The organism is Sulfobacillus thermotolerans (genome assembly GCF_039623705.1).
Classification (GTDB): domain Bacteria; phylum Bacillota; class Sulfobacillia; order Sulfobacillales; family Sulfobacillaceae; genus Sulfobacillus; species Sulfobacillus thermotolerans.
Window position 1 is genome coordinate 467633 of the sequence record NZ_CP133983.1, and the last position, 26470, is coordinate 494102.

Genomic DNA, 26470 nt, shown 5'->3' on the forward strand with positions numbered 1-26470 from the left:
AACTCAAGATGAGCGCTGGGATTTGTTGTCATCGGACCGACCGGCGCCGGCAAGACCACGACAATTGCCAAGCTCGCTACTTATGCGCGTTTGGAATTGGGGCGGTCTGTACTGCTTGTGACCACAGATACCTACCGGGTCGCTGCTGTCGAGCAACTCAAGACATTTGGCGGCATTTTAGATGTGCCGGTTGCCGTGGCCAACCGGCCGCAGGATCTGCCGGCAATCATTCGGGAACACAGTCCCGAAGTGGTGTTTGTGGATACTCCAGGTCATAGTCTGAGCCAGCCCATGCAAATTCGGCAGAGTCAAAGTGTCATGAAGTACGCTCACGCTACAGACGTCCTTTTGTGTATGCCGGCTACCGCGTCTCGGTCCCTATTCGTTAAGACAGCCCAGACGCTAGCAGGAGATCACGCGGTGAGTTTATGTCTGACGAAAGTGGATGAAGTGCTCTCACCAGGTACGGTCCTCGGCGCTTTGATGGATCTGCAATGGCCCTTGGCGTATATCGCGCATGGTCAAAATGTGCCGGAAGATATCGGACCGGCGTCAGCCGATGGCTTGGCCCAGTGGCTGATGAGAGGCGGGGCATATCATGGCTGATCAAGCCCAAAGGTTGCGTCAGTGGATTCGCGAGAAAAGTCTTAAGGCCCAAGAAACGGTGTTAGAGGAACGCGCGCAAGGCAGCCGTGTGGTCGCCGTGACGTCAGGGAAGGGCGGCGTAGGCAAAAGCCAGTTGACCTTAAACTTGGCCCTTGCGTTAGCGCAGAGAGGACAGCGGGTGGTTATCTTAGATGCCGACCTTGGTTTGGCCAATATCAACATCTTAATGGGGTATGAGCCCAGCTTTACCTTGTGGGATGTCGTTCAAGGTGCGGCGACTTTAACCGATGTGATGCAAAAAGGTCCCTTGGGGATTCGCATCATTCCTGGGGCGTCGGGGATTAGTGCATTGGCGAGCCTAGACCCTGTCGAAATCTCGGGGATTATAGAAGGATTTCAGGAGTTGGAGAGCGAATGTGATTGGTTATTGGTCGATACCGGTGCGGGCATTGCCGCCAACGTGCTGGCCTTTGTGTTGGCGGCCGACGAGGCGCTGGTCGTGTCCAATCCTGAGCCGCCTGCGTTAGCGGATGCTTATGGATTGATTAAAGCCGTGTGGGAGGCTAAAGGCCACGTCGCGTTGAAGTTGGTCATGAACCGCAGTACCACCGCTCAGAGCGGAGAGGAGATGGCGATGCGCATTGTCACCTTGGCGATGAAGGTCTTGGACCAGAAAGTCGAGTTTATGGGGACTGTGCATGAGGATCCGCATGCGAAGCGGGCAATAAGCCGACAAGAACCGTTGTTGCTGTTGTATCCCGCGTCTCCAGCGGCTATGGATATTGGACACTTAGCCGACCGTCTGATTCACCGCATTCAGCCGCCAAAGCGCGGGCGCTTTGGACAGTTTGTTGCCCGAATGACCGCCTTATGGCCTACGTTACCGTCATAGAAAGGAGACGCCTTGCATGAATGCTTTATATACCGCGGCATCAGGCCTGTTAGCGCAACATCAAATTCTTCAAGCGACAGCGGGTAATATAGCCAACCAAAACTCCTTGGGCTACCTGGCTCAAAAGACGCAGGTGGTGGGATTTTTACCCCAGACGGTGCTGGCGGTAGGGCCACAATCCACCCAGGCCATTGGCCAAGTGATTTCCGCACAAGCCGTCATCTCGCAATACGATGTGGCCCCGGGTGCCATCCGTTCCACGGGGGTGTTTTCCGAACTGGCCATTTCTGGAAACGGCTTTTTTGCCGTGCGAACGCCAAGTGGTGGCGTCGCCTATACCCAAGATGGGCGGTTTCATCAGACTTCTCAAGGACAGTTGGCAACTGCCAATGGCGATCTGGTTTTGTTGTCATCAGGAAAGCCGGTGCATCTGGCTCCAGGACCCTTTACCGTCAGTATTACTGGGGTGCTGTCCCAAAATAACGTCACGCTTGGCACGTTAGGATTGGTCGATTTACCCGCAGCGGGATTAACCAGTCTGGGGGGAGGTTTGTATCAGTCCAAGACACCGCAAGCCTTTACGGGAAACGTGATTCAAGGCGCGGTCAACACCTCAAATGGCAGTCTAACGGGAGAGACCGTGGATTTGATGCAAGCCGAAGAAACCTATCAGTCCCTGACGTCCTTGGTGAATGAAGAAAGCACTCGGCTGAAGACGGCTGGAGCCTTGGGGGTTCTTGGGTAAGTGACTAGCATGGCAAATGACAAGGTAGGAGGCGTTAGAGATGTTTAGTGTGCTGCATGCAGCCCAAAGTGGGATTGAGGTTAGTAATTTGTGGTTAAATGCGATTGCGAGCAACGTGGCCAACAACCAAACTCCCGGCTATGGCGAGCGGCTCACGGCTTTTAGTAACGGCCCCAATGTGGTGAGTCGCGCAGCAGGCCGTATGGTGGGGTCCCAGACGGTGCAGCCGGAATTAGGCTATACTGCGGGGGCGTTTATGAGTCAAGATGTCGCCTTGTTTGGTACCCAAATGATGTCCAGCTCGAATCCCCATGATGTGGCCATCAATGGCTCAGGGTTTTTTCAAGTCAAAACCGCTAACGGGACAGTGGCCTATACCCGCGACGGGTCGCTGCAAGAAGACGGTCAGGGGCAGCTAACTTTGCCAGGGGGCAGTTTGTTAGATCCCCCGGTGACGGTGCCGCCTGGTCAAGAATGGGCCATTGCGCCCAATGGAACGGTGATGGCGGGGCCAGCTGGGCAACCACTAAAAGCCATTGGCAAGATATCTTTGGCGCTTTTTGCTAATCCTGAAGGGTTGATCAGTGTGGGTCATAACCTCTATCAAGCCTCTTTGGCTTCGGGCCCAGCTATCCTCGCAGCGCCCGGCACCCAAGGGGCTGGAACGCTGGAGGATGGAGCCCTCAATGGCAGCGGCGTAAGTCTCGCGTCGCAGCTTGTTGATATGATTGTGGCCCAAACGGCCTATTCCGCAAGCGCTAAAGTCATGAGCGTCCAAGAAACGCTTAGCCGCGGATTAACACAAATTACGACTTAAGACGGTGACGGCGTATTCGCCAGCGCTTGATAGGTAGCGAGCACCTTTTGTACGTATTGCTGCGTTTGTTCATAAGGCGGGATGCCACCAAAATGGTCTACCGCACCAGGACCCGCATTGTATGCCGCGATGGCTAAAGGGAGGTTGCCATGAAACGAGTCGAACAAGCTTTTCAGATATTCGGCACCCCCCATGATGTTTTGCTCAGCATTATAGGGATTGACGCCCAACTCTGCCGCCGTACCTGGCATCAATTGCATGACTCCAACAGCGCCCGCCGAACTGACGGCTTCGGGATTCAAAGACGACTCAACCGTGGCTACGGCCTGAAGCAAAGCGGGCGACAAACCCGTGCTGGCGGCCGCTTGCTGAATAGAGGCTTCTATGGATGCGGACGGTTGCGAAGATTCTGGGGTGGCTGCGTTGTTTTGGGCCTCTGACAGCGCCGTGGCAAACGGGCTGGGCAAGGTGCTTGGTGGGGTAAATTCATTGAAAAATAGGGTTTCAAGCGCCCATAACAGTAATGGTTCCATTGTTCAAGGTACCCTCCTCGATTTCAGTGTACAGGCACCGTGCGCGATTGAGGAACAATTAGGGGGATTTTAGGGAGGATTTTCAGGATGAAAAAGTTTTTGGTGTTTGTTCTCGTATTTTTGTTGGGGGCAGGAGCTGGTGCGGCTGGCTTGATTTTTGGGGATCCGTCCTTGTTGAGCCATGCGCCGAAACCCGTGGTGGAAGCATTGCCGTATAATCCTCTGACAGCTGTTTCGGTTACGGAATCCGGTATTGAAAGCAACTTAGGCAGTTCTGGGCATTATGTCAGCTTTAATGTGGAATTTGATGTAGCATTAGCGGCCTTAACGAGCCAAGGGGGAAGCAAGGCAGGGGCTGAAGGGGGATCGGGAACGGGTTCTCCGGTTCTTGATGCGCGCATCCGTAATGATTTGATTAATCTAGCCCGCAGTACTCCATACCATGAGTTTACGGCGTCCGGAGGGTTGTCGACATTTAAGACGCAGGTGCGAACGGTTTTGGAATCGATTTTTGGCCCGAATACGATTGGCCCCATATACTTCTCATCGCTTATGACCCAGTAATTCGCGATGGAAATGAGGCGGATGAAAAGAGAGGAAATAGGATGGGACTCGTCAAAGATCTTAAAGAAGTAAGGCCGTATGATTTTCAACGGCCGCATCAGCTCAGCCGCTTGCAGTTGGATGCCATTACGTTGATGATGGAGTCATATCTGCGTATGGCGTCAAACTTCTTGTCGACCTACCTGCGCACGCCCGTACAAATCCAGCATTTGAGCACCGAGCAGATGCCTTATGAGCAGTATGTGGAGACCGTGGCGATTCCGAGTGTGTTAGCGCTTTTTACCATTAATCAGTCAGGATCTGGTCTCTTTGAAAGTTCACCCGAAGTCACCCTCGCGATGATTGATCGCGCGTTAGGGGGACCAGGCACAGGGCACTTTCCCAACCGCGAATTAACAGAAATTGAGCAGACTATTTACCGCCGCATTATGGAACGGCTGTTGAGCTTACTCAGTCAAAACTGGTCCTCGCTTATGCCGTTTGAAGCCGCGGTGGATGCGATTGAGTATAACCCTGCTTTCACCCAGGTTGCCTCGGAGGGAGATCTGGTGGTCGTCCAACAGCAGCAAATTACCATTGATAGCCACAAAGGGAAACTCTCTTGGGTCTGGCCGTATCCCGCCATTCAACCATTTGCCATGTTGTTAGGCCGACATGCTTTAGGGCGAGAAGATGATCAAGAGATTATGCCGCGGCCTCAGGAAATGGTGCGACATGTGCATCACACCCAGGTGCCGGCCCAAGTCGTTCTAGGGCGCACAGCGTTGTCTTTGGGGGAGTTCCATCAATTGAAGGCAGGAGATGTGGTGATCTTAAAGAACCGCTACGATCAACCGCTCGTGATGACTGTCGCGCATCAAGAAAAATTTCAAGTGCTGGCTGGCCGTATGGGAGGACATTTGGCCGTCAGGATTACGGCACGAATTGCCGACAAGGAGGATGAACATGGCGGAAAACAATAGTCGGTTAACGCCTGAGGAGCTGGCAGCGCTGACGCAAGGGTTGTCTGATACGTCCGGTGCCGAAGAGATTGAAGCACGTCCCGTAGAGTTTGCCGAATTAACCGGCCCCGCGGTGCCGCGGCCTGGGCAAACGGCGGGCGTAGATTTTCTCTGGGATGTACCCATGGACGTCGAGGTTGTTTTGGGGACAAGCGCATTAGCAGTGCATGATGTCCTAGAAATGGGACCGGGGTCCGTGGTGGAACTCGACCGAGCCTACGGCGAACCTGTTGATGTTTTTCTGAACGGCCGCATTGTGGCACGTGGTGAGGTGGTGATTGTGGGGGAACAGTTTGGGGTTAAGATTACGGAGATTTTGGCTTCGGTGAAGGAGATGGCGGGACCGGAGCCGGGGCCTTCAAATCACTAAGGTCATCTGGGGACACCGAGTGAGCCGCCAGAGCATTTTCTTTCTGGGCACGAAAAAGCTCTTCGCGCATGACACTGACGGCGCGAGGAGCTTCAATGCCCAGTTTGACTTGATCGCCTTGCACTCCCAAGATGACGATGCGGATTTCGCCTTCGCCAATAATCAGAGCTTCATCGGTTTTTCGGCTCAGTACCAGCATTTGTGGTGTCCTCCCCTATTAAGGGATATTGATATGAATAGGGTAAGGATAACACAAATTGGCCGCCATGCCGCGTCTCCCGGTTAATGATTAGCGGACTTTTGAGGTTGACCGTGGCTTTTAGAGCGCCGGTTGCGGAGTGTGTGACCGTACAAATGCATAAAATCGCCCACGTCTCCTGATTCCCCAAGTCCGGCAATTCATTCGCGGGCACCGTATATGTCGCATCAAAGGTATACGGATCAATGACAATAAAGGCGAGAGTGGGATCAGTGATGGACTGTAAATATAAAAATGGGCTGTCGCTGCGGTGTGGGAGTAAAATAAATTCCTTGTGATTCGCAAACCCTAAAATGGGATAATCCATGACCAGAATATCGTGGTCGACAATGGTGATTTCCCCATGAAAACGGGTCCGAATGGTATTTTGCGTCATCATCCTATTAATCTCTCCCTTGCATGATATCCCGCTATGGCGGCCTCTATGGATGAATGTAATTTAGTAAAGATATGGAGAGAATTTGGGCACCACTTTGTAAGGCGGCTTGGTAGGCCTGTTCTTCTTGCGTCAGCTGTACCGTAACGGCTGTCATGTTGGCACCAGATACTTGTGCTATGGTTTGATTGAGGTTCTGAGCTAAGGTGGTCAACTGCGTTTGAGCTTGGGTCACTCGCTGCATGCGGCCTCCCACAATACTCTGTGCTGTGGATAAGTAGCCCTCATCGGTTTGAAGTGTGCCAAGCATCGCTTGGCTGGCCGAGGCGCTAGTGGTTACAGCCGTGGCGAGTTGGCTTAAGTCGTTATATACGGTAGCAAGGTAGTTGGTGCCGCTGGGCTGCCCCGCATTTTCCATGCCTGTGAGATTGATGGTGACTTGAGCATTTTGACCAATTTGATAGATGCTCGACTGAGTGCTGGTCGGTAGACTGACGCCAGAGGCGGTCACCGGCGGCGTGTCTTGGTTATAGCCGTTGAAAATGTAAGCCCCTTCATAACGGGTATTGAGTAATTGTCCGAGCGAGGTTTGGGCCTGTTCCACTTCTTGGGCTAGGGCCTGACGGTCGGTTGGCGTCAGCGCATTGCTTGATGCTTGGACTGTAACCGATATCATTTTTTGCCAGAGTTGTTGCATGTTTTGTAACGCACCACTGGTGACGTTTAGGACATTTTGAGCGGCGGTTGCCGAATTTTGATATGCCGTGGTTTCGGTTAGGGCCGCACTCAGGCTCATGGTGCTCGTGACGGCTTCGGGATTGTCCGATGGGACTTGAAAGCTTTGTCCGGTCGATGCTTCTTCTTGCAATTGATTAATCGTTTGGTATTGGGTTTGCATGTTGGCCAAAAGATTATTGCGAATGGTAAGGGGTGTAATCTGCATAGCGATCCTCCTACGAATTGAATGAAGGCCCATTGGCCTGAGATAGGATTAGCTGACGGCGGCCAACAAACTGGCCATGGTGGACTGTTCCACACTGACCAATTGCGCGGCGGCTTGGTAACTTTGCTGTTCTTGAATGAGTTGTGCCGATTGTTCGTTGACATCGACGCCGGTGGCACTCTCTTGAGCATTTTGCAAAGAGTTCAAGGTGTTTTGGGCGCTTGCGAACTGGTTGCTGGCTTGTTGACCATCGTTGCCCACTTGCCCGACTAAATTGGTATAAAACTGATTGAACGTCACGCCCGTTGACGTGGTGTCTAAAGTCCCCGTTGTGGGGGATATTTCGGGTTGATAGATCATATTGGCAATAGTCAAGGCGTTGCTACCATCGCCCGGGGCGTTAGGGTTTTGTGCGGCAGCGACGTCTTGTGATGTCAAGGTTGAAGAGACTTGAATTGTTGACGCCGTCACGGGAGCTGTCGAGGACAAGGAGGACGTAAAGAAAATGGGACCGTTAGTGGCGCTATTTAACGTGTATCCGGCCTCTTGTTGCGCATTGACCGCAGACGCGAGATCCCCAGCCAGGGCATCAAGAGAGGTGAGATATCCAGGTAAATTTTGATTCCCCGCCGTTAAAAGGCCAGCCAATTCTCCATTTTGCAACCCATTCGAGGCATTGAGGGTTTGTGACGGATTATCATGAAAAGCTATTTGGTCGACGCTATTGGCTGTGGTCGGAGCACTGGTCATGAGGCTATGGGCCGTTTGATTGATGACTAAGGCATTGCTGCCCAAATAGATATTGACACTTTGGTCCGGATTCACGGTATAAGAGATATTGACCAATTGGCTTAGTTGGTTCATTAATGTGCCGCGTTGATCCAAAAGCGTATTGGCCGATCCGCCTGCGCCCGTGACGGCGCTGATCTGTTGATTCAGTTGGGCGATTTGACTGGTAATGGTATTAATCTTTTGGACCGTATTGACGACGCTCTGATTGATATTTTGTATTTCGCCGGTGATTTGATTGGCCATGCTATTAAACGTACTGGCTAAATTTTTTCCTTGGTCAATGACGGCTTGGCGCGCTGACAAACTTGAAGGGGTCTGGGATAACGTCAGCCAGGCATTAAAAAAGGCTCCCATCGCCTCAGACAAGCCACTGGCGGAAGGCTCTTGAAAGACATTTTGGATTTGAGACAAACTGGTGTTCATGCTCTGCCAATAGCCGGTAGTTCCGAGTTGGGTCCGTACACTGCGAGCCAAGAACGCATTAGATGCCCGCGTAATGGCATCGACACTGACGCCTTGCCCTTGCAAGGAGCCATTGAGCTGAGACGATGGGATGGGTGGTGTTTCGACGAGATTCGCTATTTCATTGTGATAGCCGGTGGTCGTGGCGTTGGCCAAGTTATTTCCGGTTACTTCCATCGCTAATTGCTGGGCAGAGAGGCTGCGGCCTGCAATATTCAACATCATAAATGACATGCGATCACCTTCCTTCACGAAATGTCCTAAAAATTAACATTGACGGATGGTTGCTGTGACTGCCCGAGTAGAGTGAGGACAAAATCACAATAGCCTAATTGGCTTTGTAGCACCGTACTTAAAAGCTGGGAGCGTGCTTGCCAATGTTCCGCATGACGGCGCAAGACGTCTCGCTCTTCGTCAGTGAGGCGAGCAATGTCAAAAAGATACCGATTGACTTGAGTTAGTGGATCCAATTCCGATTGAAGCAATTGCAAGAGCACCGTCGAATTTCTCTGGGTAGCCGCTTCAATTTTTCGTTCGGTCAATTCCTCGAGTTGTGTTAAGGCATCCATGATAGTTTCAAAAACAGTCATGAGTTCTCCTTTGGTCTGTGCGCTATAGCAAAATATCACAAAGTAATCCGCGAATTAGATCCATCCGCTGCATGACCACACTAGCGGGGGAGTGATGAAGGATGGCCTGACGCAGATTTTCCAGTTCCGTAGATACCGATTTGATCCGGACCATATAGCGAAACCCCCCAGATGGAGAGAAATATCCTCCGATTTCCGTTTGCTGCTCGTCCAGCGCCCCGCGCAACATCTCTTTAACCGTCCGCGTATAAGCGTCTACGGCTTCCAGTGTCATGCGCGTGAGCACACGATGTTCTTGTTGGTCGAGTCGTTCCCACTGCTTGGTCAGATCAACTTTCGGCTGACGGGCAGTGGGTGGCGATGACAAGCTAGAGGTCGTATGGGCCAAGCGCGTCGACACTTTTTGTGCTTCCATATTTTTATTGTACGAGACGATTGTCGAAAGTACGAAAAATAGGGCGGGTTTAGCGAAAATTCTTTGCGGTTTTTGCAAAAAGAGGAAGGATTTTTTGGAAAAAATGTAGAAATGTCTAGGCGCATTCTTTATCCGACATACTGTAGAAGGGGAGAAAAAAAGAATGGCAAATTCCCATGCAAACACCATGTTAGAAACCATACGGCAACTACAAAATGAACTTGACCGTATCTATGCAGTGACTAATGATTTGTCAGACGACACCTTAGCGGCTGTAAGCCACGAGTTAGATGCACTATTTGTCCACTATCTACGAAGCCAAGGTGTAGTCTCCGACATATCGGATGCTATTACATAGCACCTTTTTGGCATTGCGATTGCCAATACTGTTGCACTCGTACAATGTACAAATCGATCTCTTGACTCACAGCGAGAACGTCGGGATCCATGTTCCCCTTCATTTTAGCTAAAGTATCGAGCACTCCTTGCAGAATGCGAATGCGTTCAATGGCACGGTGATATTCCGCAACACTCTTAAGTGGGCTCATGATGCCCTCCCTTTGTGGATTTGAATAAAAAAATTATACCACGATCCTTAAGATATTCAAGATCGTGGTATTTATGGAAAAAAATGTTACTTTATCCGCAACTGTTTCTTGAGCCAGTAGGCGAAAATTTCTGCGCCCCCTACTCCTGCTTGTCGGGCTGTATTGCGGAACTGGTCAAACATTTGGAAGACTTCAGCCTGTGCTTGAGCATGGCCCGGAGTGGGTTTGACAGCAAGATGAATACCTTCTTGGTTTTTTTCAATACTAATGTCGTAACCACCCAGTCTTGTTTTACGCGCCATCGCTGCGCCTCCTTGTGCACTGTCCGGTAGTTTGATATGACATAGTGTATCACACCGCGTAAAAAATGGTGACCAATACAGCGGTGTTTAAGTGTATCGTCATTGGAAGAGCGGTCAGTTGTCGAGAAAAGCTCCTTGACAAATAATCATGACGCTCCTATACTATCATTTGTGCGTGGGAAGACTTAATATCGCGGGGTAGAGCAGTCTGGTAGCTCGTCGGGCTCATAACCCGGAGGTCGCAGGTTCAAATCCTGTCCCCGCAACCATGGCGGCGTAGCTCAGTTGGTTAGAGCACACGGTTCATACCCGTGATGTCGGTGGTTCGAGTCCACCCGCCGCTACCATATCATATAATGCGGGCGCGTAGCTCAGTTGGTAGAGCAGCTGACTCTTAATCAGCGGGTCCACAGTTCGAATCTGTGCGCGCCCACCATGTTTTTCCTTCCCTGCTTTACTTTCCGGGGTTTCAGTCGGGCCATGGTAGGCCGAAAAATAGCTCCAAATCTGATGAAATACCTGCGGTCTTCCGCACAATTTCCGCCCAGCGCAGGTCGGTGGGCCTTTTTTCGAGATCCCGAATACGCCGGGGCCAATTGCGCAGAGCTTGGTCCTCCGCTTTCCAATGTCCGCTATCCACAAAACCCGTGAAAATGATTGTATCATCCTGTCGCAATTCGAGGTGTCCACAATTTAGACTAACATCCTGATGGCGGACTTATTTTTCTGTCATTTTATCAACGTCAACGATTTCCAATGCGTCGAAGCTAATGGCTGTCGAACTACCGGTTAAAATTGGCGAGAAGGAGGTATCACTATGGATAATTGATGCGGCACTTGTCAACGAATTATCACACTAGTCGAAATGACTTTCGCCACAGTTTTCGGAGCGACTGCATCAATTTCCACGCCCAAAGGGCTTGGACGTGTAATGACTGCGGCATAGCCATAGACAACATATTTATTGAAATTGATGTTCCCGATGGGAATAGAAATGCCACCGATCGGAATGGTGAATTGGCCAGAGAGTTGAGTCGCCTGAATAACACGCCATTGTACACCGGGGTTATTAATAAACTGGGTTACGTCATAGTGCCCTTGATTATTTAACAGGGCTCCAGCATTGCCACTAAATAGCATCCGAACCCATTCAGCGGAATTCAATGGGTTAACCCATACGAAGCCCCCAGCATCTCCCGCACTCCAGCGTTGTTTTGTCCAACCCGATGGAACCTCTAATTGTACGGTAATACTGGGGGGGATCGTGACCCGTTGTGTTTGGAATAAACCCGGTGCAGGGGTCACGTTAGATAGCTCCCCAGGAGTAAATGAACGGGATACCGCACTGACTATCGATGACCAATGGTTCTTGTCGATTGCAGGATACGAGATGGACAGCACATCCCTATGAGTGGATCCAATGAATTCTTTGGTGTAATAGATTTGGGAGCCATGGATTCCAGACACGACGAGCCAATCGGATCCATGGGCCTGATACGCAGGGTGTTTCTGATGGTCCAAAGTGCTCAACGCAGATGTGACCGTTTCAATGTGTCCCATGGCGTTACTATATTCCCCGTACACGACAATATTTACCGAGCCGGAACTCCATGACCTTCCATCCCGATCTTCGACGGGTCCCGATTCGGTAAACGATTGGGGCACGGCTACAGAATATCCCCAAATGCTGTTGTGATAGGTCACGTATGACAATGGGGCCGCGGGTGTGGAAGCCCTCAACGCGGCGGGCGACGATGTGGGGGAAGGGGACATAGGACGGGATGACCGCGGGGATGTACTAGGCGCGGGACTCACCGTGTGTGAATGCGGAGGGAGAGCACTGGCCACGGGAGGCGCGGTCGTACCGCAGCCAGTGAGGACTATACTGCCCAACAAAATGGCTGCGCCGACGAGTCCATTGTGTCGTATGATCATGTCATCAAGCCTCCTAATCCGCTCTACCTTAGAATAACGCCCCCCGGCCTACGCCGGTTACCAGCAATGTTTGACAGGAGCCGCGCCGGAGGAAGGCTCGGCCCCTGATATGTCGTGAGATCCGAAAGATTTGGCTTCAGGGGCTGATTTTGCGCGCAGCGTGGGACGACGGCGTCCTAGGTCTCGTTTTTGACGATGCTCTGCGGGATGGAACGCAGGGGCGTTTCTAGATGGTGCGATAATTCACCAGATCCTCAATCATATGAGGAGGACGGCGCTGGCGTACATCGACATGCGGCGGGAAGACCGGGATGTCGTATGTGGGGTTGAATTTGTAACGCAGGACCCGATCAAAAATAACTGGATGAGCCTATAGTGCGAACGCAAATATTTATGGCTTTCCAGTCCTTGTCTTGGTTTAGGTAGTTAAGGATTTGTGTAGTGTAGATAGAATGATGACACCGGCCGATTCCGGATCGCGTGGTGGAAATGGGGAATTCTGATCAGTTTGGATGTCAGTCTAATTGTGGACACCCCGAATTGACAGGATGATACAACCTTTTTCACGGGAGGTGAATCCGGTGGCCAATCCGTATGACAGAACGTTTAAAGAACAAGCGGTTCAACTGGTGTTGGGTACCGACGACTAATCAGGATGAAGGGATCAATCTAGGCAGGAATTCTCACACCCCGTCTCTGATGACCCTTGAAGAACCTAAGACGCGAAAAACGGCCCCGATGACCAATCTTCTCCCAGGCTGGGAGACATTGGCGCGTCATGGGGCCAGTTTTGCCGCGTTTTTTACGGTGTGGAGGGTGCCCATGGATTCCCAACGGGTTCGGGGAGATGGGAGACGGTCAGTACGTCCGCCCATCGGAAGCCGTCGGCAGTGAGCTGGCTCGGTGAAGGCACCCAATGTAGTGTGTGGGAGCCTTCGACGTACACTTGAGGGGCTGTCTGTGCACGAACTAAAACAGGATAGCCTATCGGGGCCGTCAGGTGGGATACGGTGTCGACGCGGGTCCAGCGAAATCCCGCCGCGTCAAAGGTGGCCGGATTGGGAATCCAGTGCAAGGTGCCCCCGGAGGCCCAGTAGACCCGAGGACTGCCTGCCAACCGATAGGTCACGCCTTGCGCGCTGGTTTCATGGGAGACGAAGGAGACGGACGCGGGATTTGTTGGCCATGGACTCAAGGGCACGGGTAACGGATTGGTGATGGTGCCAAAGGTTTGTCCCGCCGTACCGAGACTCAGGATCATATCGTTCGGCGGATTGGGGGCGATGCCATTGGCACGAAGGACCGTCATAAACCATGGATCATTGCCCACCGTGCCATTCACCGGCCACCGGTAGAGCGTCTGGGAATGGACATTGTAGAGCCAAACCGGTTCCACCTCCGATGGCAGTGTGGGGGACCCGGATGCGAGGATATGCGCGTCATTCGTATACACGCGTAGCGTTCCGCCAATCGGGGGACGCGGCACGGTATCGGGCAGGACGGTCACGTAATGCCAATTCTCACTAGCGGCTTGAAACAGCTTGCCCGAGGGAATCCAATAAAGTTGGTGATTGATGAGTTGATAGACATCGGGTTCCCCAATAAACCGCACGAGCGATCCGGGTGTGGTGGGAACCGTCGCGGCCTGGACAGGGCCTGAGACCATGCCCGCGACATATCCAAGCGCAAGACCGATCGACAAGACATGCTTTTTCATAGGGAGTAGACCTCCAATATCCTAGGAATACGATCTAATGGAATTGTCTGGCAGACGTGCGCGGCCTGTCAAGAATTGCCTCCATGGTGCCCGGCGCGGATGATGCTACAAAGCCTATGGGCGTTACGATGCCCGCGATAGCACAACGATCCCGGCGAGAATTAGAGCCGATCCAAGAACAATGGGGACTGACAAACGTTGGTGCAGTAATAAACGGTATGTGGCTACCAACACTAATTGGACGAGGCCGATGCTCAATGGATAGGCGAGCACGATGGTAGTGTTCCGGATGATACCGAGCCAAGTGATAAAACTCGCAATATATAGAACTATACCAACTACCGCTGTATAAGAGAGCATAATGGAGAATTGGGGTCGTACTTGTAGGTGGAATGAGGGATTTGCTAGCCCCGCCTTCATGAGCATCAGAGCGCTGGACGATAGAATAGCATAGAAGATGATAAGCAACCAGTTAGTCAGCGTCATTGCGACTCCGCGGGTATATTTGACGTAGTCGGCGTCATGATCCCCGCCGTTTCCTGAACAAAGAACAACGGTCGATGTTTGACTTCCGCGAACACGTGCCCTAAATATTCTCCTAGTATCCCAAGGCTAAACAACTGAACGCCGCCAAAAAATAAGCCGATACCAATGATGGAGGCCCATCCCGGTTGTGCGGTGTGGGAAAAGACTTTGACCCCCAGGACATAAATTGCGTACAGCAATGCGACAGCGATGCTCATTACTCCGAACAGAAGAGACAAGCGTAGTGGAGCTATAGAGAAAGACGTTAATCCGTTCAGTCCGAGATGCATCATTTTGCGCCATGTATATTTAGACTGACCATACTGTCGAGGCCGTGGAACAAAGGGTATAGCGGTCTGAGAAAACCCGATCCAACTCACCATGCCCCGAAGAAATCGTTGGCGTTCCGGCATGGACTGCAAGGCCTGTAATGCTGTTTCGCTTAACAATCGGAAGTCGGCACCTCCTGGTGTAATGGGCACCTCGGAGATTAGATTGATGAGACGGTAAAATATCGCCGAGGAATACCGTTTCAATGAATGGACTGAGTCGGTTTCGAGTCGAATGGTGTTGACGACAGCGTATCCTTGTTGCCATTGGGCCACGAGTTGAGGAATAAGGTCAGGAGGATGTTGTAAATCCGCATCCATGGTGATTACAGCATCAGCACTAATATGTGTTAATCCTGCGGCCAGGGCTGTCTGATGCCCGAAATTGCGTGAAAGCCGAATCCCCTTAACTTTTGGGTCCCGTGTTGAGAGTTTCTGAATGACGGACCATGAGTTGTCCTCACTGCCGTCGTCGACAAATAATACTTGCCAGAAATAATTTAGGGTCATCATGACATCCCGTAAGGCCATGTAAAACGATTCTAGTCCATCTTGTTCGTTGTAGACTGGTACCACAATTGCGAGTTTCATACTTGTCCTCATTTCTTTTGGATAATCACGCAGATAGACTTATGCGACCTTGTCTATCCAATACGACTGCAGGGATGACCCATTGATTCTTTCCATTTCGCCAATCCAAAACAATCCTACCGAAATTGCCGTCAAGTTGGCCTGATAGAAGCATGTGCCGACGACGTATAGGTTCAAATGTCCACTGCCAGACGAGAAAGCGGCACGGAGAGGTCGTCTAATTGGGTTGCATTCGCCAATACAGGGTAACCGGGAAAGGTCTGGTGGCCCGACAAGACAACGCCAACTGGGGTTTGTGCCATTATGGTGTAATGATGGGTCAAAGCTTGCCAGACGAAGGCATTGATTTTGAGACCGGCACTGCCTTGTGGCAAAAAAGCCCACATAGGGCGGCCAGACCGATACAACTTGGTTGGTGCTCCATAGTACCATTCCCTGTTGCTTAAATTGAAGTGCAAGCAAAAAGTAAGGGCCACTCAAAAATCGAAAAGGCCGCGCTAGAAGGTATAAGATATATGCGTCGGTATTGAGTACAATGGGTTCATTTAAAAATGAATTGCATGCTAAAGAGTGTCCGTGCGAAATAACATAAAGGCTCGGTGCCGTATTGCCTAAATCAAACACGGTGGCGTGCCCCTCCGTATACCTTCGGATTTTGAGTAAGGTCCATCCCATAGTCCAAAGCAGCGACATGCCCAAAACCCACCACTGAGGTCGGGGGAATTCTCGAATCTTGCGGCGAATTATGGTCAATGTGAACCGGATTGACAATAATGCCCTCTCTGGTCATAATTGTGCAAAAGTTCGACAGTCGCGCGTTAAAATCCTGCCTATTCGTGATCTTCATAGAAAAATGCCAAAAATTTTTTGAATATCTTGGAACCCAGCCATCGTTGGTCGGATAGGGGCTATGTTACCCGCGTTATAAACCGCCTTGATTAAAATATGTGGCTAGCCACGTATTTATCTGATACAGTAGTGCAGGCAACATCATGCTGATTATTGTCAGTGATATTACATAGTGAGTTAGGAGTGAGAACGTGGACAAGTTATGGGAGACGGTAACGGTCGGACGTATGACGTTGTCTCACCGTTTGGTGATGGCGCCTATGACTCGAAGTCGGGCACAGGCTGATGGTACGCCAGGTGATTTAGCGCCCGTATACTATTCCCAACGGGCATCTCTAGGACTGTTGATTAGCGAAGGCACACAGCCGTCGGAAGATGGACAAGGTTACTTGTTCACACCGGGAATTTATACGGATAATCATGTGGCGGGTTGGAAAAAAGTAGCCGACGCTGTGCATGACAAGGGTGGCTACCTCTTTATTCAGCTGATGCACGTTGGACGCATGTCACATCCGGATAACACACCCCATCATCGACTGGGTTTGGCTCCGTCTGCGGTAGCGCCGGGGCTTGAAATGTTCACAGCGACAGGAATGCAAGAGATTCCTGTACCGCGGGAAATGAGCATAACCGATATTCACAGGACTATTGACGAATTTCGACAGGCAGCAGCTGCGGCTATTCGGGCGGGTGCTGATGGTGTGGAGATTCATGGCGCTAACGGGTATCTTATTCAACAGTTCATGGCTGAAAATGCCAATCAGCGCCAGGATCAATATGGAGGGTCTATAGAAAATCGCGCGCGATTTGCCATTGAGGTGGCAGCGGCGGTTGCTCAAGAGATTGGAGCGGACAGGACTGGATTTCGTATTTCGCCAGGGATGACGTTGGGAGGACTCGATGAAGGGGCAAGTGGCCCGGATCTCTACCGGTATTTAATTTCGGAATTGGCCAAACTGAATTTAGTTTATCTCCATGTCATGCATGGCGGCAATGATCCATTTCTGAAAGAAATTCGTGCCTTATGGCCGCATGTATTGTTAGTGAATCGTGCGGGCCGACCGTTGGATCAGATTGCTAGCGACATTGAAGCAAACTTAGCGGACATTGCACCAATTGGCGCATGGGCGCTTGCGAATCCTGATTTCGTTGAGCGTTTGAAGGCGGGGGCCTCGCTTAATCCGGCCGATACCGCCACATTTTTTGGAGGCGATGCTCACGGCTATATCGATTATCCAACGTTAGCGGAACTCCAGCAGGAAAGCTGAGGATCTGAATGCCTTATCATGAGGAAGGAGGTAACGAGGGGCCCGCTGGGTCCCCCGATTGCCTCATCAGTGCGAATGTTATTTTACTGGCTCGTGCTCACCGAAGCTTAGCGGCGGAGTTGCTGCGGGAATTGGGGCTATTTCCTGGCCAAGAAATGTTGTTGCTGGAATTAGGGAAGCAAGACGGTCAATCTCAGCAGTGCTTGAGCCAGGCTTTACAGCTAGATCACTCGACTGTAACGAAATCGTTGAGTCGGCTGGAGTGCGCGGGCTTCATACAGCGCATGCGTTCGGAGCAAGATGGTCGAGTGACCCTTGTCATGTTGACAGAGGCCGGGCGTGCCTTAGAGGGGCAAGTTCGAGAAATCTTTCGGCGGCTGGAAGAGGTTACCGTGTCGACCTTGACGGCCGACGAGCGTCGGTGTTTTTTAGAGGTGACGGAGAAAATTTCTAGGACATTAAGAAGGTCTCTAAGATCGTCTGGTGCCCATTCACCAAAGTCGTGCGACCATGATTAGAAGAACAGGGGGAACCCTATGGCTGGGAAGAGCGGGAAGATCCGTAAGGACTTGCGACCGGGACTCACCGTCGATATTGTGTTGAAGGCGGATCAGCCGACGGGGCGGCTTACACGCGGGGTTATTCAAGACATTTTGACGAAATCCCCGACACATCCGCACGGCATTAAGGTGCGCTTGGTTGACGGACAAGTGGGACGTGTGCAAGAAATCATCGAAGATGACGCATAAGGGTTGGGCATCAAATATGAGGTTGATCTCAGGGATGCTTCCATCCTCTGAAACTACTAGGATGTGCCTATTTACTACTACATAGTAAAGGTTGTCCTTGTTGCGTTCGGGTTAAATTGACGTCTTGTTTCTCGCTTTGGGGCTACGCATTTTGCCGATTGTCGCCTGTTTCTTGGGATATGGGATATGCCATTATAATCACCTCCTATCCGCATAGTTATATTGCTGTTTTGTTTTGGTATTGACGAAATCCTTTATGGGAATGGCTATAGAGCAAGTGAGAATTCAGCAGAGGATGTTGAAGCTTTGCGAAAGCACTAGTTCTTAGCATCTAGGATATGAGAGGCATTGTTTTCAAGGCGTTTCGCATATACGATTAAATTGCATATGCAGTATCTTAGCGAATAGGAGGGGTTTCATGCGTACCATATCTGTCGAAGAGTTCGGGCAGGCTATGAACCAAAAGCCCTTAGCTGTTGTGGATATCAGGCCATTTGATGATTATCAGGCCTGGCACATTGAGGGACCACGGATTGAAAGTCAGCACCTCGATGGAACCTCGATTTTGCGAGATGCCAAAACGCTACAAGCTCTCGACTCTGAGACGCCGTGGGTCGTGGTGTGTGCTTTAGGCGAAACGGCTAAGGCTGTGGGGGCTGTCATGGACCGTGAGGGCTATGATGTAACGGTGCTTGAAGGAGGCATGGCAGCTTGGAACCGGTATCATGAACTGCATGCGGTGGCGGAAGAACCCACATTTTCGTTATTCCAAATTCAGCGCCGGGGCAAAGGCTGCCTGTCGTACCTATTGGCTTCAAATGGAGAAGCTATGCTCTTTGATCCTTCTCAGTTTGTGGACGTGTACCAAAGGATTCTTGATCAAAACGGATGGCGACTAAAAGCGGTGGCAGACACTCACGTTCATGCCGACCATATTACAGGTGGGTTCTTTCTTAGTGAACGCTACCATGTTCCGTTTTGGCGTGGTCAAAATAGCCCAGGGGTTTCTTTGTTGCAAGATGGCCAGGAATTTAAAGTGGGTGCGGTGACGGTTAAAGCGATCGCCAGTCCCGGACATACGCCGGATTCGTTTTCGTTTCTTATTGCCGGCCGTTATTTATTGACAGGTGATGCGTTATTCGTTTCAGGTGTGGGTCGGCCAGATCTTGGAGGCCACGCTAAGGAGTGGGGCGAAGATCTTCACCGGTCATTGCAGCAATTGCAATCATTAGCCCCTGAAACCGTGATTTTGCCTGCGCATTATGCCCATTGGTCAGAAATCAATGACCATGGAATTGTGGCAGGCACTTTAGGCGACCTGCAGGCGCAAAACCCTTTATTGCATGAACCCCTTGAATCCTTTGTCAACCACGTCGAGGCTTCAGCGTCAGCGATGACGCCGCCGAATTATGAACCGATTGTGGCGTTTAATGTGTCTCAGAAGGGTCCCCTAGATCCAGCGATCTTGCGGTCGTGGGAAATTGGCCCTAACCGGTGTGCCGCGCCGGCATAAAGAAAAGAGAAAAGCTCTATCGGCTAATAACGGAAAGTCTAAAGGGGTTTCCTCCCCCTTTAGGCTTTTTCTATGGTTTCTGCCACGTTTTGTCATGCTTGACGTGTGATTTTGTGTTGGGTACAGTGGGCCTATTGAATGTCAGGCCGTCTAGTGCCGATTTACCTCATAATCCGGATTCGCAAGTCACGGTCTATAAGCGAGTTTGGCTAGGCAGGAAGGAAGGGAGACGCAGTGGCGGTAATCGTCTTACTCCTTCTTAGTTTATCAGCCTTTGCGATGGTCTCTGGGTTTAATGATGGGGGCAATTTGGTTGCGACCTACCGAATCATTGGCCTTACAGCGATTGTCATGATGTTGTTGAGTCATGATGCCGTGTATCATGTGAGTTCTTTTGATATCCTATTCCCGTTGGCAAGCTGGTCCGTGGGACTGGCTTTAGGGGGATCGCGCATTGCAAATACGGTGGGCACACAAATTATTCATCTGCGTCCGGAAACATCGGTCACCACGCAATTAGCAGCGGCGATTACCGTGAGTTTAGCGGCGATTTTAGGGTTTCCGGTGAGTACGACGCAGGCTACTGATGGGTGCATTTTTGGATCAGGCACGATGATTAATCGTCACCGTGTGCACTGGAAAGTTGTTCGTAAGATTATTGGCGTGTGGATCATTACGATGCCTATTGCTTTGGCGATGGGGGCTGTGCTCATGATGCTTGTTCGTCTTTCGCAGGGATCACACGCTTTCTTTTAAATGGGCCTAAAATTATGCCATACTGATCATATGCCACGATTAGTCACGATAGGTGAAGTCTCTAAAGTGTTGGGCTTGTCGTTCCCGACACACCGGAAAAAGAAGGCCAATTACAGTCAGGCGAAATCACGTCAGATGGTCACCGGCGCTATCACAAGTTAAACTCCGCCCTGAATTATTCAAGCAACAGAAAAACTATAGCCTATGCAAGGGTATGGCATGATGACAACGGCCGACATAGGGGATGATCCCAAAAGAGATGGCCCGCGCAAAAGGGTAGGAAGAGGTCGCCCTGCGCGATTTCAGGAACCGGTGGTGGGCACTTGGTGTTCTTCTCGCCGTTGCAGGTAGACTAAATAGTATACATTAGTATAGTAAGGGTATATAAATAAATATTATTTAAGTTAGTATTGACACGATATTTATATATCGTTACACTAGATTTTGCTGAGAGCGAGGGACAATATCATGAGCAGTAGCTTGCATGGGTCGAACGCGCTTTGCCCCGTTGCCCGTGGTGCGGCACTGGTGGGAGATCTCTATATTCTTCTGATTGTCCGAGACTTGGCTGAGGGCTCGAAGCGATTTGGAGAATTAGAAGAATCGCTGGGGGTGACTGCGCGTACTTTGACTGCGCGACTCCGGATGCTGGAGACTGAACAGATTGTCGAACGCGTGGTGTACCCGGAAATTCCGCCTAGAGTCGAATATAGTCTCACAATTAAAGGTAGGGACTTGCTGCCGGTGATTGAGGCATTGCGACAATTTGGGGAAAAGTGGACGCATGAGTAGCTTGCCGCCCTCAGGATATGCGAAATTATTTGATGATGAGGAGTGTGTCATAGTGGCTACATCAGAAATAAAGACATGGGCGATTGATCCGGATCACAGTCTTGCGGAATTTTCTATCCGGCATATGATGATTTCTACGGTGCGAGGCTCTTTTCCTGGGTTATCCGGAGAAATTATTGCTGATGTGAATGACTTGACCACGGCCAAGGCGCATGTGTCGATTGACGTTAGTACCGTCGACACGCGTCAGAAAGATCGTGATGCTCATTTACGGTCGGCAGACTTTTTTGATGTTGAACATTACCCTACTATGACCTTTGATAGCACTAACATTCGGCGTGTGTCGGAAAATGTCTATGACATTGAAGGTAACATGACGATTCATGGGGTGACCAAGCCGTTGGTGGTGCGCGCCGAGTACATGGGGACAAGCAAAGACCCGTGGGGCAACGTACGCGCAGGGTTTTCGGCGACAGCGGAACTCAATCGCAAAGACTTTGGGTTACAGTGGAATCAAGCGCTGGAAACGGGTGGCGTACTTGTTGGAGACAAGGTAAAACTATCGGTAGAGTTGGAGACTGTACTAAAAGATTAAAGGGCTGAGCCAAAAAGTTTTTATACCGAGCGTGTTGCGATGAGGCAACACGCTCTTTTTTGGTGCGCCCAGCATGGGCGCGTGACGGGAGAGAAGTCAGCCATACAATTCGCCAAGCAGCGCAGGCGGAGTCTGAACCGGTCGAGGGAACACGGAAGGTCCATACCACCTGCTATATGTGCGCCTGTCGGTGCGGGATTGAAGTGACCGTCGAACAGGAACAGATTCGCTTTATTGCCGGGATCAAAGACTCGCCCGTGAATAAGGGGGTGTGGTGCGCGAAAGGCGGCGCGGGCATCATGACCCAATATTCGCCGGCACGGCTGATGACGCCCTTGATGCGGGCGCCGGGCAGCCAACGCGGGAGCGGAGACTTAGTGCCCGTCGACTGGGAAACAGCGCTCCGCACGGTGGCCGGGTGGTTGCAGCAGATTCGGGACACGGATCCGGCGCAGTTGGCGTACTTTACGGGCCGGGATCAAATGCAGGCCTTCAATGGCTATTGGGCGCGGCAGTTTGGGACGCCGAACTGGGCAGCGCATGGCGGGTTTTGCTCGGTCAACATGGCGGCCGGGGGGATGTATTCGGTCGGGGGCAGCTTTTGGGAGTTTGGGTGGCCGGATTTGGACGCGGCCCGGTGGTTCATGTTGCTGGGGGTGGCGGAAGATCATCCCTCCAATCCGTTGAAGCTGGCGATTGGCCGGCTGAAAGACCGCGGGGGCCGGTTTGTGGTCGTGAATCCGGTGCGGAGCGGCTATGGCGCGTTGGCGGACGAATGGGTGCCTATTCGTCCCGGGACCGATGGGGCGTTGCTCATGGCCATGATGCATGTGCTGGAACGCGAGGGGCTCTATGACCGGGAATTCTTGACGCGGTACACGAATGCCGCGGGATTGGTGACCGTGGCACCGGGCCAGCCGGAGGATGGTCTGCTGTGGAAGGATGCCCACGGGGAGGTGCTGGTGGCCACCGGGGCGCAGACCTTTACCCCCTTTCGGCAAGCGGGTGGCCACGGCCGCTTAGAGGGGGTCTACACCCACGCCGGTCGGACCTATCGGCCGGCCTTTGCGGTGTTCCAAGAGCGGTTGACCACCTGTACGCCCGCCTGGGCAGAAGCGATTACGGGCATCCCCCGCCGGACGATCGTCCGGCTGGCCTTGGAAATGGGGACGACGGCCTTGCAGCATCCGGTGGTGGTGCCGCAGCCTTGGACCGACTTTTATGGAGTGACGCATCCGCAGACCGTGGGCCGCCCCGTGGCGTTTCATGCGATGCGGGGCTTGGCGGCGCATACCAACGGCTTTCAGACCGTGCGCGCGCTGTTTGATTTAATGATGATGTTGGGGACGATTGACCGGCCGGGCGGCTTTCGGTATAAGAGCCCCTATCCCAAAGCAGCGCCGCCTCCGTGGACCCCTCCCGCTAACCGCCGTGATTATCAGCCGGGCCAGCCGGCGCCGGGGCCGTTACTTGGGTATCCCCAGACTCCCGACGATTTATTGGTCGACGGCGATACGCCGTTGCGGATTGACGAGGCGTATTCGTGGAAATATCCGCTGGCGGCCCACGGCGTGATTCAAAACGTGATTCGCAATGCCTATGACCGGAGGCCCTATGGGATTGACACGCTGATGATCTACATGTCGAATCTGGCGTGGAATTCGAGCTGGAATACGTTGGAGACGCGGGCGATGCTGCAGGCCCAGGATGATGACGGCAACTATGTCATTCCCCATGTGGTCGTGTTCGACGCGTATGATTCGGAAACCGTGGCCTTTGCGGATATTGTTTTTCCCGATACGACGTACCTCGAACGGTGGGATGCGGCCTCGTTACAGGATCGGCCCATCTCGGAACCGGATGGCCCAGCGGACTCGATCCGCCAGCCCGTCGTCGCGCCGCCGCCGGGCGTGCGGCCGGCGGCCGACACGCTGATTGAATTAGCCAACCGGCTGCAGTTGCCGGGATTTGTGGAAAACGGGCAGCGCCGCTACCAGACCTACGCCGACTTTTTGCAAGGATGGGAAACATCCCCCGGCTCGGGCGTGGGGCTCTTAGCGGGCTTTCGGGGGCCGCAAGGTACCGACCAGTATGTCGGCGCCCCCAATCCCCAGCAGTTGCAGGCGTATGCGACCCATCACGCCTTTTGGTATGACGAGATTCCCGCGGAGCGCAAATATTACCGGATGGCCAACCAAGCGTATCTGGACTGGGCCCAGAGTGTGCGGTTTGTGCCGACAGCCGATCCGATTGTGCTGCAATTTTATTCCGAGCCCTTACAGACCTTTCGGCTGGCCGGGCAAGGCCTGTGGCCCGGGAAGCAGCCGACCCATCCCGCTCTTCGCGCGCGTTTGGCCACCTACTGTGATCCCTTGCCGTTTTGGTATCCGCCCTTAGAAGAGCAGGAGACGACGGCGGCGGCGTATCCGTTGATATTAATTACGCAGCGGCCCATGACCCACTATCATTCGTGGGGCTCGCAAAATGCGTGGCTGCGGCAACTCTTGATGGAGAATCCGCTCTTTATCAATCCGCAAGCGGCCCACGCGTTAGGACTGACGGACGGGCAATGGGTGTGGATAGAATCGCGCCAGGGGCGGATGACGGCGAAGCTGCGCTTCTCGGATGCGGTGGAACCGGGGACCGTGTGGACGTGGAATGCGATTGCCAAGGCGCCGGGGGCCTGGGGGCTGCATCCCGACGCCCCGGAAAGCCAGCAGGCCATTTTAGTCAATCATATTGTGCCCGACACCTTGACGTCGCGTGATGGCACGGTGACGTTTAACAATGATCCGATTACCGGGCAAGCGGGATGGTATGACACGAAGGTCCGCGTGTACCCCTCGGAGCTGCACGAGGTATGGCCGAAAGTGGCCCCGCTGAAACCCCGGCGGGCGGACATGGTGAACTTGCCGCACTTACGGTATACGACCCGCAAAGGGGGAGGACGTTAATGCAACTGACGATTATCACGGACTTGAACAAATGTGTGGGCTGCAAGAGTTGCCAAGTCTCCTGTAAAGAGCACAATACCTCCGGCGACTTTGGGCCCGTGCCCGATCACGACCCGTACCGGGAGGCCGAAGGCATGTGGTGGAACCGGGTCATCGGCATGGAGGCGGGGGAATACCCACACGTCGGGGTCATGTACTTGCCCAAGGCCTGCATGCATTGTTATGACGCGCCCTGCGTCCCGGTCTGTCCGACCGGCGCCTCGTACAAGCGCGACGATAACGGGGTGGTGCTGGTCGATTACGAGGCCTGTATTGGGTGTCAGTTGTGCATGTGGGCGTGTCCCTATGGCGTGCGGGAATTTGATGAGCATGAGGGCGTGGTCAAGAAATGCACGCTGTGCATAGACCGGATCGAAGATGAGAGCCTGCCGCCCGAAGACCGGCAGCCCGCGTGCGTGCAAAGTTGTCCCACGCACGCCCGCACCTTTGGCGATTTAGAGGACCCGGATTCGGCCGTCGCGCATTTGGTGGCCGAGCGGCAAGGGTTTGTCTTGTTGCCCGAGTTGGGCGCGCGCCCGGCCATCCATTATCTGCCCCGGCGGCATGCGCCGGGGATCGTGGATCCCGAGACGATTGATCGGGTCCTTGGGGAGGGATCGTAATGCGTCCGACGTGGCCATTATTGGCATTAACGTTATTGCAAGGCGTGTCGTGGGGCGTGATGGCGGTCGTGGCCGCGGCGCTGGTGGGCGGGTGGCCGGTGTCGACGGGCACGGTGCAGGCATGGGAGTGGCTCGCGTGGGGCACGGGCGCCCTCGGGGGCAGCGCGTCGGTGTTTCACATGCACCGGTTGGCGGCGGCCCGCTATGTCTTACGCCGGTTACGCAGTTCCTGGCTGAGTCGCGAGGCCTTGAGCACGGGAGGATACATGGCCGTGTTGTCGGTCGCGGTCGCCCTGCGTGTGCTGTGGCCGCAGGCGCGCGGCCTGTGGGAAGCCGCGACGCTGCTCGCGGCGGGGCTCGGCGCGGTGGCGGTGTATATCACCGCCATGCTATATGCGACGATTCCGGCGATGCGGAGTTGGCATTCGCCGCTCACGGTGGTGGTGTTCTTTGCGGCCGCGCTGCTGAGTGGCGGGGCCGGAGCTGGGGCGGTGGCCGTGATCATCGGGGGACCGGGTTGGGGCGGCTGGCCGGGGCTGGACGCGGCATTCGCGCTGGTCTTTGGCGCGCTCGTGAGTTTGCAAATTCGGGCGTTTCGCGTGGCGGCCGCCGGGGTGCTGGCGGCGACGGGGACGGGGCTCGCGGGGCGGCCCTACCGGTTGCAAGACGCGGGCGGGAGTCGGCCGCCGTACCGCACGCAGACACAAATCTGGCCGGTCCTGCCGGCCGCGGTTCGCACCAGTGGCTATGCCGCTGTCTTGGTCTTGGCCGTGGTGGGGCCGTGTCTGGCGGCCGCGCAGGGGACCACAGGCCTGGTGTGGGGCGCAGGGAGCGCGTGGCTGGGGGTAGCGCTCAGCCGCTGGATGTTCTTTGCGGATGCGACACATAGCTCGCGGGTGTGGTTTGCCGATCAACCCAAAACCCCGTCGCCCGTCCGCCGTGAGCCGGGGCGGCCTTACGGACGACGCCGGGAAGACAGTGTATAAAGAGGACAGCCTGGCCTGTGAAACTATCTGGAGG

At 53.1% G+C, this 26470-nt stretch carries 31 protein-coding genes and 3 tRNA genes; 20 read left to right on the forward strand and 14 right to left on the reverse strand.

Translation table 11 applies throughout. The features are described 5' to 3' along the window. Positions 1 to 30 precede the first annotated feature (30 nt). From ORD20_RS02305 to ORD20_RS02320, 4 genes are read left to right on the forward strand one after another with little or no spacing between them, the layout of a single operon-like run. Positions 31 to 606, forward strand: a complete 576-nt coding sequence (locus ORD20_RS02305; protein WP_430626670.1) for a hypothetical protein — start codon at positions 31 to 33, stop codon at positions 604 to 606. After that, positions 599 to 1498: a MinD/ParA family protein gene (locus ORD20_RS02310; protein WP_103375826.1), complete on the forward strand. Its 900-nt coding sequence runs from the start codon at positions 599 to 601 to the stop codon at positions 1496 to 1498. Before ORD20_RS02305 ends, ORD20_RS02310 begins: the two co-directional genes overlap by 8 nt. A gap of 16 nt (positions 1499 to 1514) precedes the next feature. Beyond that, positions 1515 to 2243, forward strand: a complete 729-nt coding sequence (locus tag ORD20_RS02315) for a flagellar hook basal-body protein (RefSeq protein ID WP_103375827.1) — start codon at positions 1515 to 1517, stop codon at positions 2241 to 2243. 40 nt (positions 2244 to 2283) lie between these two features. Continuing rightward, positions 2284 to 3060 carry a flagellar hook-basal body protein gene (locus ORD20_RS02320; protein WP_103375828.1) on the forward strand — a complete coding sequence of 259 codons (777 nt, stop codon included), beginning with the start codon at positions 2284 to 2286 and terminating at the stop codon, positions 3058 to 3060. On the opposite strand, the gene ORD20_RS02325 is transcribed toward ORD20_RS02320, so the two are convergent. Further along, the gene (locus ORD20_RS02325) at positions 3057 to 3593 is read right to left on the reverse strand and encodes a lytic transglycosylase domain-containing protein (protein WP_103375829.1); all 537 of its coding nucleotides are present in this window, start codon (positions 3591 to 3593) and stop codon (positions 3057 to 3059) included. The genes ORD20_RS02320 and ORD20_RS02325 overlap by 4 nt on opposite strands. Before the next feature lie 87 nt (positions 3594 to 3680). Between ORD20_RS02325 and ORD20_RS02330 the strand changes: the two genes are divergently transcribed. The 3 genes from ORD20_RS02330 to fliN are packed head-to-tail and all read left to right on the forward strand — an operon-like array spanning position 3681 to position 5528. Next, entirely contained in the window at positions 3681 to 4157 is a 477-nt protein-coding gene (locus tag ORD20_RS02330) for a flagellar basal body-associated FliL family protein (RefSeq protein WP_103375830.1), read from the forward strand. 41 nt (positions 4158 to 4198) lie between these two features. Next, positions 4199 to 5119 carry a flagellar motor switch protein FliM gene (locus ORD20_RS02335; RefSeq protein WP_103375831.1) on the forward strand — a complete coding sequence of 307 codons (921 nt, stop codon included), beginning with the start codon at positions 4199 to 4201 and terminating at the stop codon, positions 5117 to 5119. After that, entirely contained in the window at positions 5103 to 5528 is a 426-nt protein-coding gene (gene fliN / locus ORD20_RS02340; RefSeq protein ID WP_103375832.1) for a flagellar motor switch protein FliN, read from the forward strand. The genes ORD20_RS02335 and fliN overlap by 17 nt, the downstream gene beginning before the upstream one ends. Here fliN and csrA read toward each other — a convergent pair. The 8 genes from csrA to ORD20_RS02380 form a co-directional block, all read right to left on the reverse strand. Next, entirely contained in the window at positions 5464 to 5727 is a 264-nt protein-coding gene (gene csrA / locus ORD20_RS02345) for a carbon storage regulator CsrA (RefSeq protein WP_103375833.1), read from the reverse strand. The genes fliN and csrA overlap by 65 nt on opposite strands. Then, positions 5699 to 6166: a flagellar assembly protein FliW gene (fliW, locus tag ORD20_RS02350; protein WP_103375834.1), complete on the reverse strand. Its 468-nt coding sequence runs from the start codon at positions 6164 to 6166 to the stop codon at positions 5699 to 5701. Before fliW ends, csrA begins: the two co-directional genes overlap by 29 nt. A gap of 43 nt (positions 6167 to 6209) precedes the next feature. Next, entirely contained in the window at positions 6210 to 7106 is an 897-nt protein-coding gene (locus tag ORD20_RS02355) for a flagellar biosynthesis protein FlgL (RefSeq protein WP_103375835.1), read from the reverse strand. Positions 7107 to 7154: 48 nt separating this feature from the next. Beyond that, positions 7155 to 8594, reverse strand: coding sequence for a flagellar hook-associated protein FlgK (gene flgK / locus ORD20_RS02360; RefSeq protein WP_103375836.1), 1440 nt, complete (start codon positions 8592 to 8594; stop codon positions 7155 to 7157). A 26-nt stretch (positions 8595 to 8620) separates the two neighbouring features. After that, positions 8621 to 8950 (reverse strand): hypothetical protein, encoded by a 330-nt coding sequence (locus ORD20_RS02365; protein WP_103375837.1) that lies wholly within the window; start codon positions 8948 to 8950, stop codon positions 8621 to 8623. 22 nt (positions 8951 to 8972) lie between these two features. Next, complete coding sequence (locus ORD20_RS02370; RefSeq protein WP_103375838.1) at positions 8973 to 9350, reverse strand: DUF327 family protein; 378 nt, start codon at positions 9348 to 9350, stop codon at positions 8973 to 8975. Positions 9351 to 9715: 365 nt separating this feature from the next. Beyond that, the gene (locus ORD20_RS02375; RefSeq protein ID WP_242968556.1) at positions 9716 to 9913 is read right to left on the reverse strand and encodes an aspartyl-phosphate phosphatase Spo0E family protein; all 198 of its coding nucleotides are present in this window, start codon (positions 9911 to 9913) and stop codon (positions 9716 to 9718) included. An 86-nt stretch (positions 9914 to 9999) separates the two neighbouring features. Next, positions 10000 to 10215, reverse strand: a complete 216-nt coding sequence (locus tag ORD20_RS02380; RefSeq protein WP_103375841.1) for a hypothetical protein — start codon at positions 10213 to 10215, stop codon at positions 10000 to 10002. A 192-nt stretch (positions 10216 to 10407) separates the two neighbouring features. Here ORD20_RS02380 and ORD20_RS02385 point away from each other — a divergent pair. The 3 genes from ORD20_RS02385 to ORD20_RS02395 all read left to right on the forward strand — a co-directional run bounded on the left by ORD20_RS02385 (position 10408) and on the right by ORD20_RS02395 (position 10651). Further along, positions 10408 to 10484 (forward strand) — tRNA-Met (locus ORD20_RS02385). A gap of 1 nt (position 10485) precedes the next feature. Beyond that, positions 10486 to 10562, forward strand: a tRNA-Met gene (locus ORD20_RS02390). 13 nt (positions 10563 to 10575) lie between these two features. Next, a tRNA-Lys gene (locus ORD20_RS02395) sits at positions 10576 to 10651 on the forward strand. A gap of 404 nt (positions 10652 to 11055) precedes the next feature. Here ORD20_RS02395 and ORD20_RS02400 read toward each other — a convergent pair. The 5 genes from ORD20_RS02400 to ORD20_RS02420 all read right to left on the reverse strand — a co-directional run bounded on the left by ORD20_RS02400 (position 11056) and on the right by ORD20_RS02420 (position 15686). Then, positions 11056 to 12150, reverse strand: coding sequence for a hypothetical protein (locus ORD20_RS02400; RefSeq protein WP_103375843.1), 1095 nt, complete (start codon positions 12148 to 12150; stop codon positions 11056 to 11058). Between the two features lie 802 nt (positions 12151 to 12952). Then, entirely contained in the window at positions 12953 to 13867 is a 915-nt protein-coding gene (locus tag ORD20_RS02405) for a hypothetical protein (protein WP_103375844.1), read from the reverse strand. Between the two features lie 123 nt (positions 13868 to 13990). Next, complete coding sequence (locus tag ORD20_RS02410) at positions 13991 to 14353, reverse strand: hypothetical protein (protein ID WP_103375845.1); 363 nt, start codon at positions 14351 to 14353, stop codon at positions 13991 to 13993. Further along, on the reverse strand, positions 14350 to 15312 hold the full coding sequence (locus ORD20_RS02415; protein ID WP_103375846.1) for a glycosyltransferase family 2 protein: 963 nt from the start codon (positions 15310 to 15312) through the stop codon (positions 14350 to 14352). Before ORD20_RS02415 ends, ORD20_RS02410 begins: the two co-directional genes overlap by 4 nt. Before the next feature lie 173 nt (positions 15313 to 15485). After that, complete coding sequence (locus ORD20_RS02420) at positions 15486 to 15686, reverse strand: hypothetical protein (RefSeq protein ID WP_146039057.1); 201 nt, start codon at positions 15684 to 15686, stop codon at positions 15486 to 15488. Between the two features lie 666 nt (positions 15687 to 16352). Here ORD20_RS02420 and ORD20_RS02425 point away from each other — a divergent pair. The 10 genes from ORD20_RS02425 to ORD20_RS02470 all read left to right on the forward strand — a co-directional run bounded on the left by ORD20_RS02425 (position 16353) and on the right by ORD20_RS02470 (position 26436). Then, positions 16353 to 17429, forward strand: coding sequence for an alkene reductase (locus ORD20_RS02425; RefSeq protein ID WP_103375848.1), 1077 nt, complete (start codon positions 16353 to 16355; stop codon positions 17427 to 17429). A gap of 8 nt (positions 17430 to 17437) precedes the next feature. Next, the gene (locus tag ORD20_RS02430) at positions 17438 to 17947 is read left to right on the forward strand and encodes a MarR family winged helix-turn-helix transcriptional regulator (protein ID WP_103375849.1); all 510 of its coding nucleotides are present in this window, start codon (positions 17438 to 17440) and stop codon (positions 17945 to 17947) included. A gap of 18 nt (positions 17948 to 17965) precedes the next feature. After that, complete coding sequence (locus ORD20_RS02435; protein ID WP_103375850.1) at positions 17966 to 18178, forward strand: YwbE family protein; 213 nt, start codon at positions 17966 to 17968, stop codon at positions 18176 to 18178. Positions 18179 to 18596: 418 nt separating this feature from the next. Next, positions 18597 to 19691, forward strand: coding sequence for an MBL fold metallo-hydrolase (locus ORD20_RS02440; RefSeq protein ID WP_103375851.1), 1095 nt, complete (start codon positions 18597 to 18599; stop codon positions 19689 to 19691). Between the two features lie 234 nt (positions 19692 to 19925). After that, positions 19926 to 20447, forward strand: a complete 522-nt coding sequence (locus ORD20_RS02445; protein WP_430626489.1) for an inorganic phosphate transporter — start codon at positions 19926 to 19928, stop codon at positions 20445 to 20447. A gap of 468 nt (positions 20448 to 20915) precedes the next feature. Beyond that, entirely contained in the window at positions 20916 to 21239 is a 324-nt protein-coding gene (locus ORD20_RS02450) for a winged helix-turn-helix transcriptional regulator (RefSeq protein WP_103375852.1), read from the forward strand. Between the two features lie 52 nt (positions 21240 to 21291). After that, positions 21292 to 21834 carry a YceI family protein gene (locus ORD20_RS02455; RefSeq protein WP_103375853.1) on the forward strand — a complete coding sequence of 181 codons (543 nt, stop codon included), beginning with the start codon at positions 21292 to 21294 and terminating at the stop codon, positions 21832 to 21834. Between the two features lie 62 nt (positions 21835 to 21896). Then, positions 21897 to 24788 carry a molybdopterin-dependent oxidoreductase gene (locus ORD20_RS02460; RefSeq protein WP_430626671.1) on the forward strand — a complete coding sequence of 964 codons (2892 nt, stop codon included), beginning with the start codon at positions 21897 to 21899 and terminating at the stop codon, positions 24786 to 24788. After that, complete coding sequence (locus ORD20_RS02465; protein WP_103374507.1) at positions 24788 to 25450, forward strand: 4Fe-4S dicluster domain-containing protein; 663 nt, start codon at positions 24788 to 24790, stop codon at positions 25448 to 25450. Before ORD20_RS02460 ends, ORD20_RS02465 begins: the two co-directional genes overlap by 1 nt. Continuing rightward, positions 25450 to 26436 carry a dimethyl sulfoxide reductase anchor subunit family protein gene (locus tag ORD20_RS02470; protein ID WP_430626490.1) on the forward strand — a complete coding sequence of 329 codons (987 nt, stop codon included), beginning with the start codon at positions 25450 to 25452 and terminating at the stop codon, positions 26434 to 26436. Before ORD20_RS02465 ends, ORD20_RS02470 begins: the two co-directional genes overlap by 1 nt. The last annotated feature ends 34 nt before the right edge of the window (positions 26437 to 26470 follow it).

Coding starts and splice junctions, on each gene's coding strand:
- ORD20_RS02355 (WP_103375835.1), bottom strand. CDS start 7,106: ATGCAGATTACACCCCTTACCATTCGCAATAATCTTTTGGCCAACATG.
- ORD20_RS02470 (WP_430626490.1), top strand. CDS start 25,450: ATGCGTCCGACGTGGCCATTATTGGCATTAACGTTATTGCAAGGCGTG.
- ORD20_RS02415 (WP_103375846.1), bottom strand. CDS start 15,312: ATGAAACTCGCAATTGTGGTACCAGTCTACAACGAACAAGATGGACTA.
- ORD20_RS02380 (WP_103375841.1), bottom strand. CDS start 10,215: ATGGCGCGTAAAACAAGACTGGGTGGTTACGACATTAGTATTGAAAAA.
- ORD20_RS02310 (WP_103375826.1), top strand. CDS start 599: ATGGCTGATCAAGCCCAAAGGTTGCGTCAGTGGATTCGCGAGAAAAGT.
- ORD20_RS02365 (WP_103375837.1), bottom strand. CDS start 8,950: ATGACTGTTTTTGAAACTATCATGGATGCCTTAACACAACTCGAGGAA.
- ORD20_RS02430 (WP_103375849.1), top strand. CDS start 17,438: ATGCCTTATCATGAGGAAGGAGGTAACGAGGGGCCCGCTGGGTCCCCC.
- ORD20_RS02375 (WP_242968556.1), bottom strand. CDS start 9,913: ATGAGCCCACTTAAGAGTGTTGCGGAATATCACCGTGCCATTGAACGC.
- fliN (WP_103375832.1), top strand. CDS start 5,103: ATGGCGGAAAACAATAGTCGGTTAACGCCTGAGGAGCTGGCAGCGCTG.
- ORD20_RS02435 (WP_103375850.1), top strand. CDS start 17,966: ATGGCTGGGAAGAGCGGGAAGATCCGTAAGGACTTGCGACCGGGACTC.
- flgK (WP_103375836.1), bottom strand. CDS start 8,594: ATGTCATTTATGATGTTGAATATTGCAGGCCGCAGCCTCTCTGCCCAG.
- ORD20_RS02440 (WP_103375851.1), top strand. CDS start 18,597: ATGCGTACCATATCTGTCGAAGAGTTCGGGCAGGCTATGAACCAAAAG.
- ORD20_RS02465 (WP_103374507.1), top strand. CDS start 24,788: ATGCAACTGACGATTATCACGGACTTGAACAAATGTGTGGGCTGCAAG.
- ORD20_RS02325 (WP_103375829.1), bottom strand. CDS start 3,593: ATGGAACCATTACTGTTATGGGCGCTTGAAACCCTATTTTTCAATGAA.
- fliW (WP_103375834.1), bottom strand. CDS start 6,166: ATGATGACGCAAAATACCATTCGGACCCGTTTTCATGGGGAAATCACC.
- ORD20_RS02315 (WP_103375827.1), top strand. CDS start 1,515: ATGAATGCTTTATATACCGCGGCATCAGGCCTGTTAGCGCAACATCAA.
- ORD20_RS02400 (WP_103375843.1), bottom strand. CDS start 12,150: ATGATCATACGACACAATGGACTCGTCGGCGCAGCCATTTTGTTGGGC.
- ORD20_RS02450 (WP_103375852.1), top strand. CDS start 20,916: ATGAGCAGTAGCTTGCATGGGTCGAACGCGCTTTGCCCCGTTGCCCGT.
- csrA (WP_103375833.1), bottom strand. CDS start 5,727: ATGCTGGTACTGAGCCGAAAAACCGATGAAGCTCTGATTATTGGCGAA.
- ORD20_RS02330 (WP_103375830.1), top strand. CDS start 3,681: ATGAAAAAGTTTTTGGTGTTTGTTCTCGTATTTTTGTTGGGGGCAGGA.
- ORD20_RS02320 (WP_103375828.1), top strand. CDS start 2,284: ATGTTTAGTGTGCTGCATGCAGCCCAAAGTGGGATTGAGGTTAGTAAT.
- ORD20_RS02410 (WP_103375845.1), bottom strand. CDS start 14,353: ATGACGCTGACTAACTGGTTGCTTATCATCTTCTATGCTATTCTATCG.
- ORD20_RS02335 (WP_103375831.1), top strand. CDS start 4,199: ATGGGACTCGTCAAAGATCTTAAAGAAGTAAGGCCGTATGATTTTCAA.
- ORD20_RS02405 (WP_103375844.1), bottom strand. CDS start 13,867: ATGAAAAAGCATGTCTTGTCGATCGGTCTTGCGCTTGGATATGTCGCG.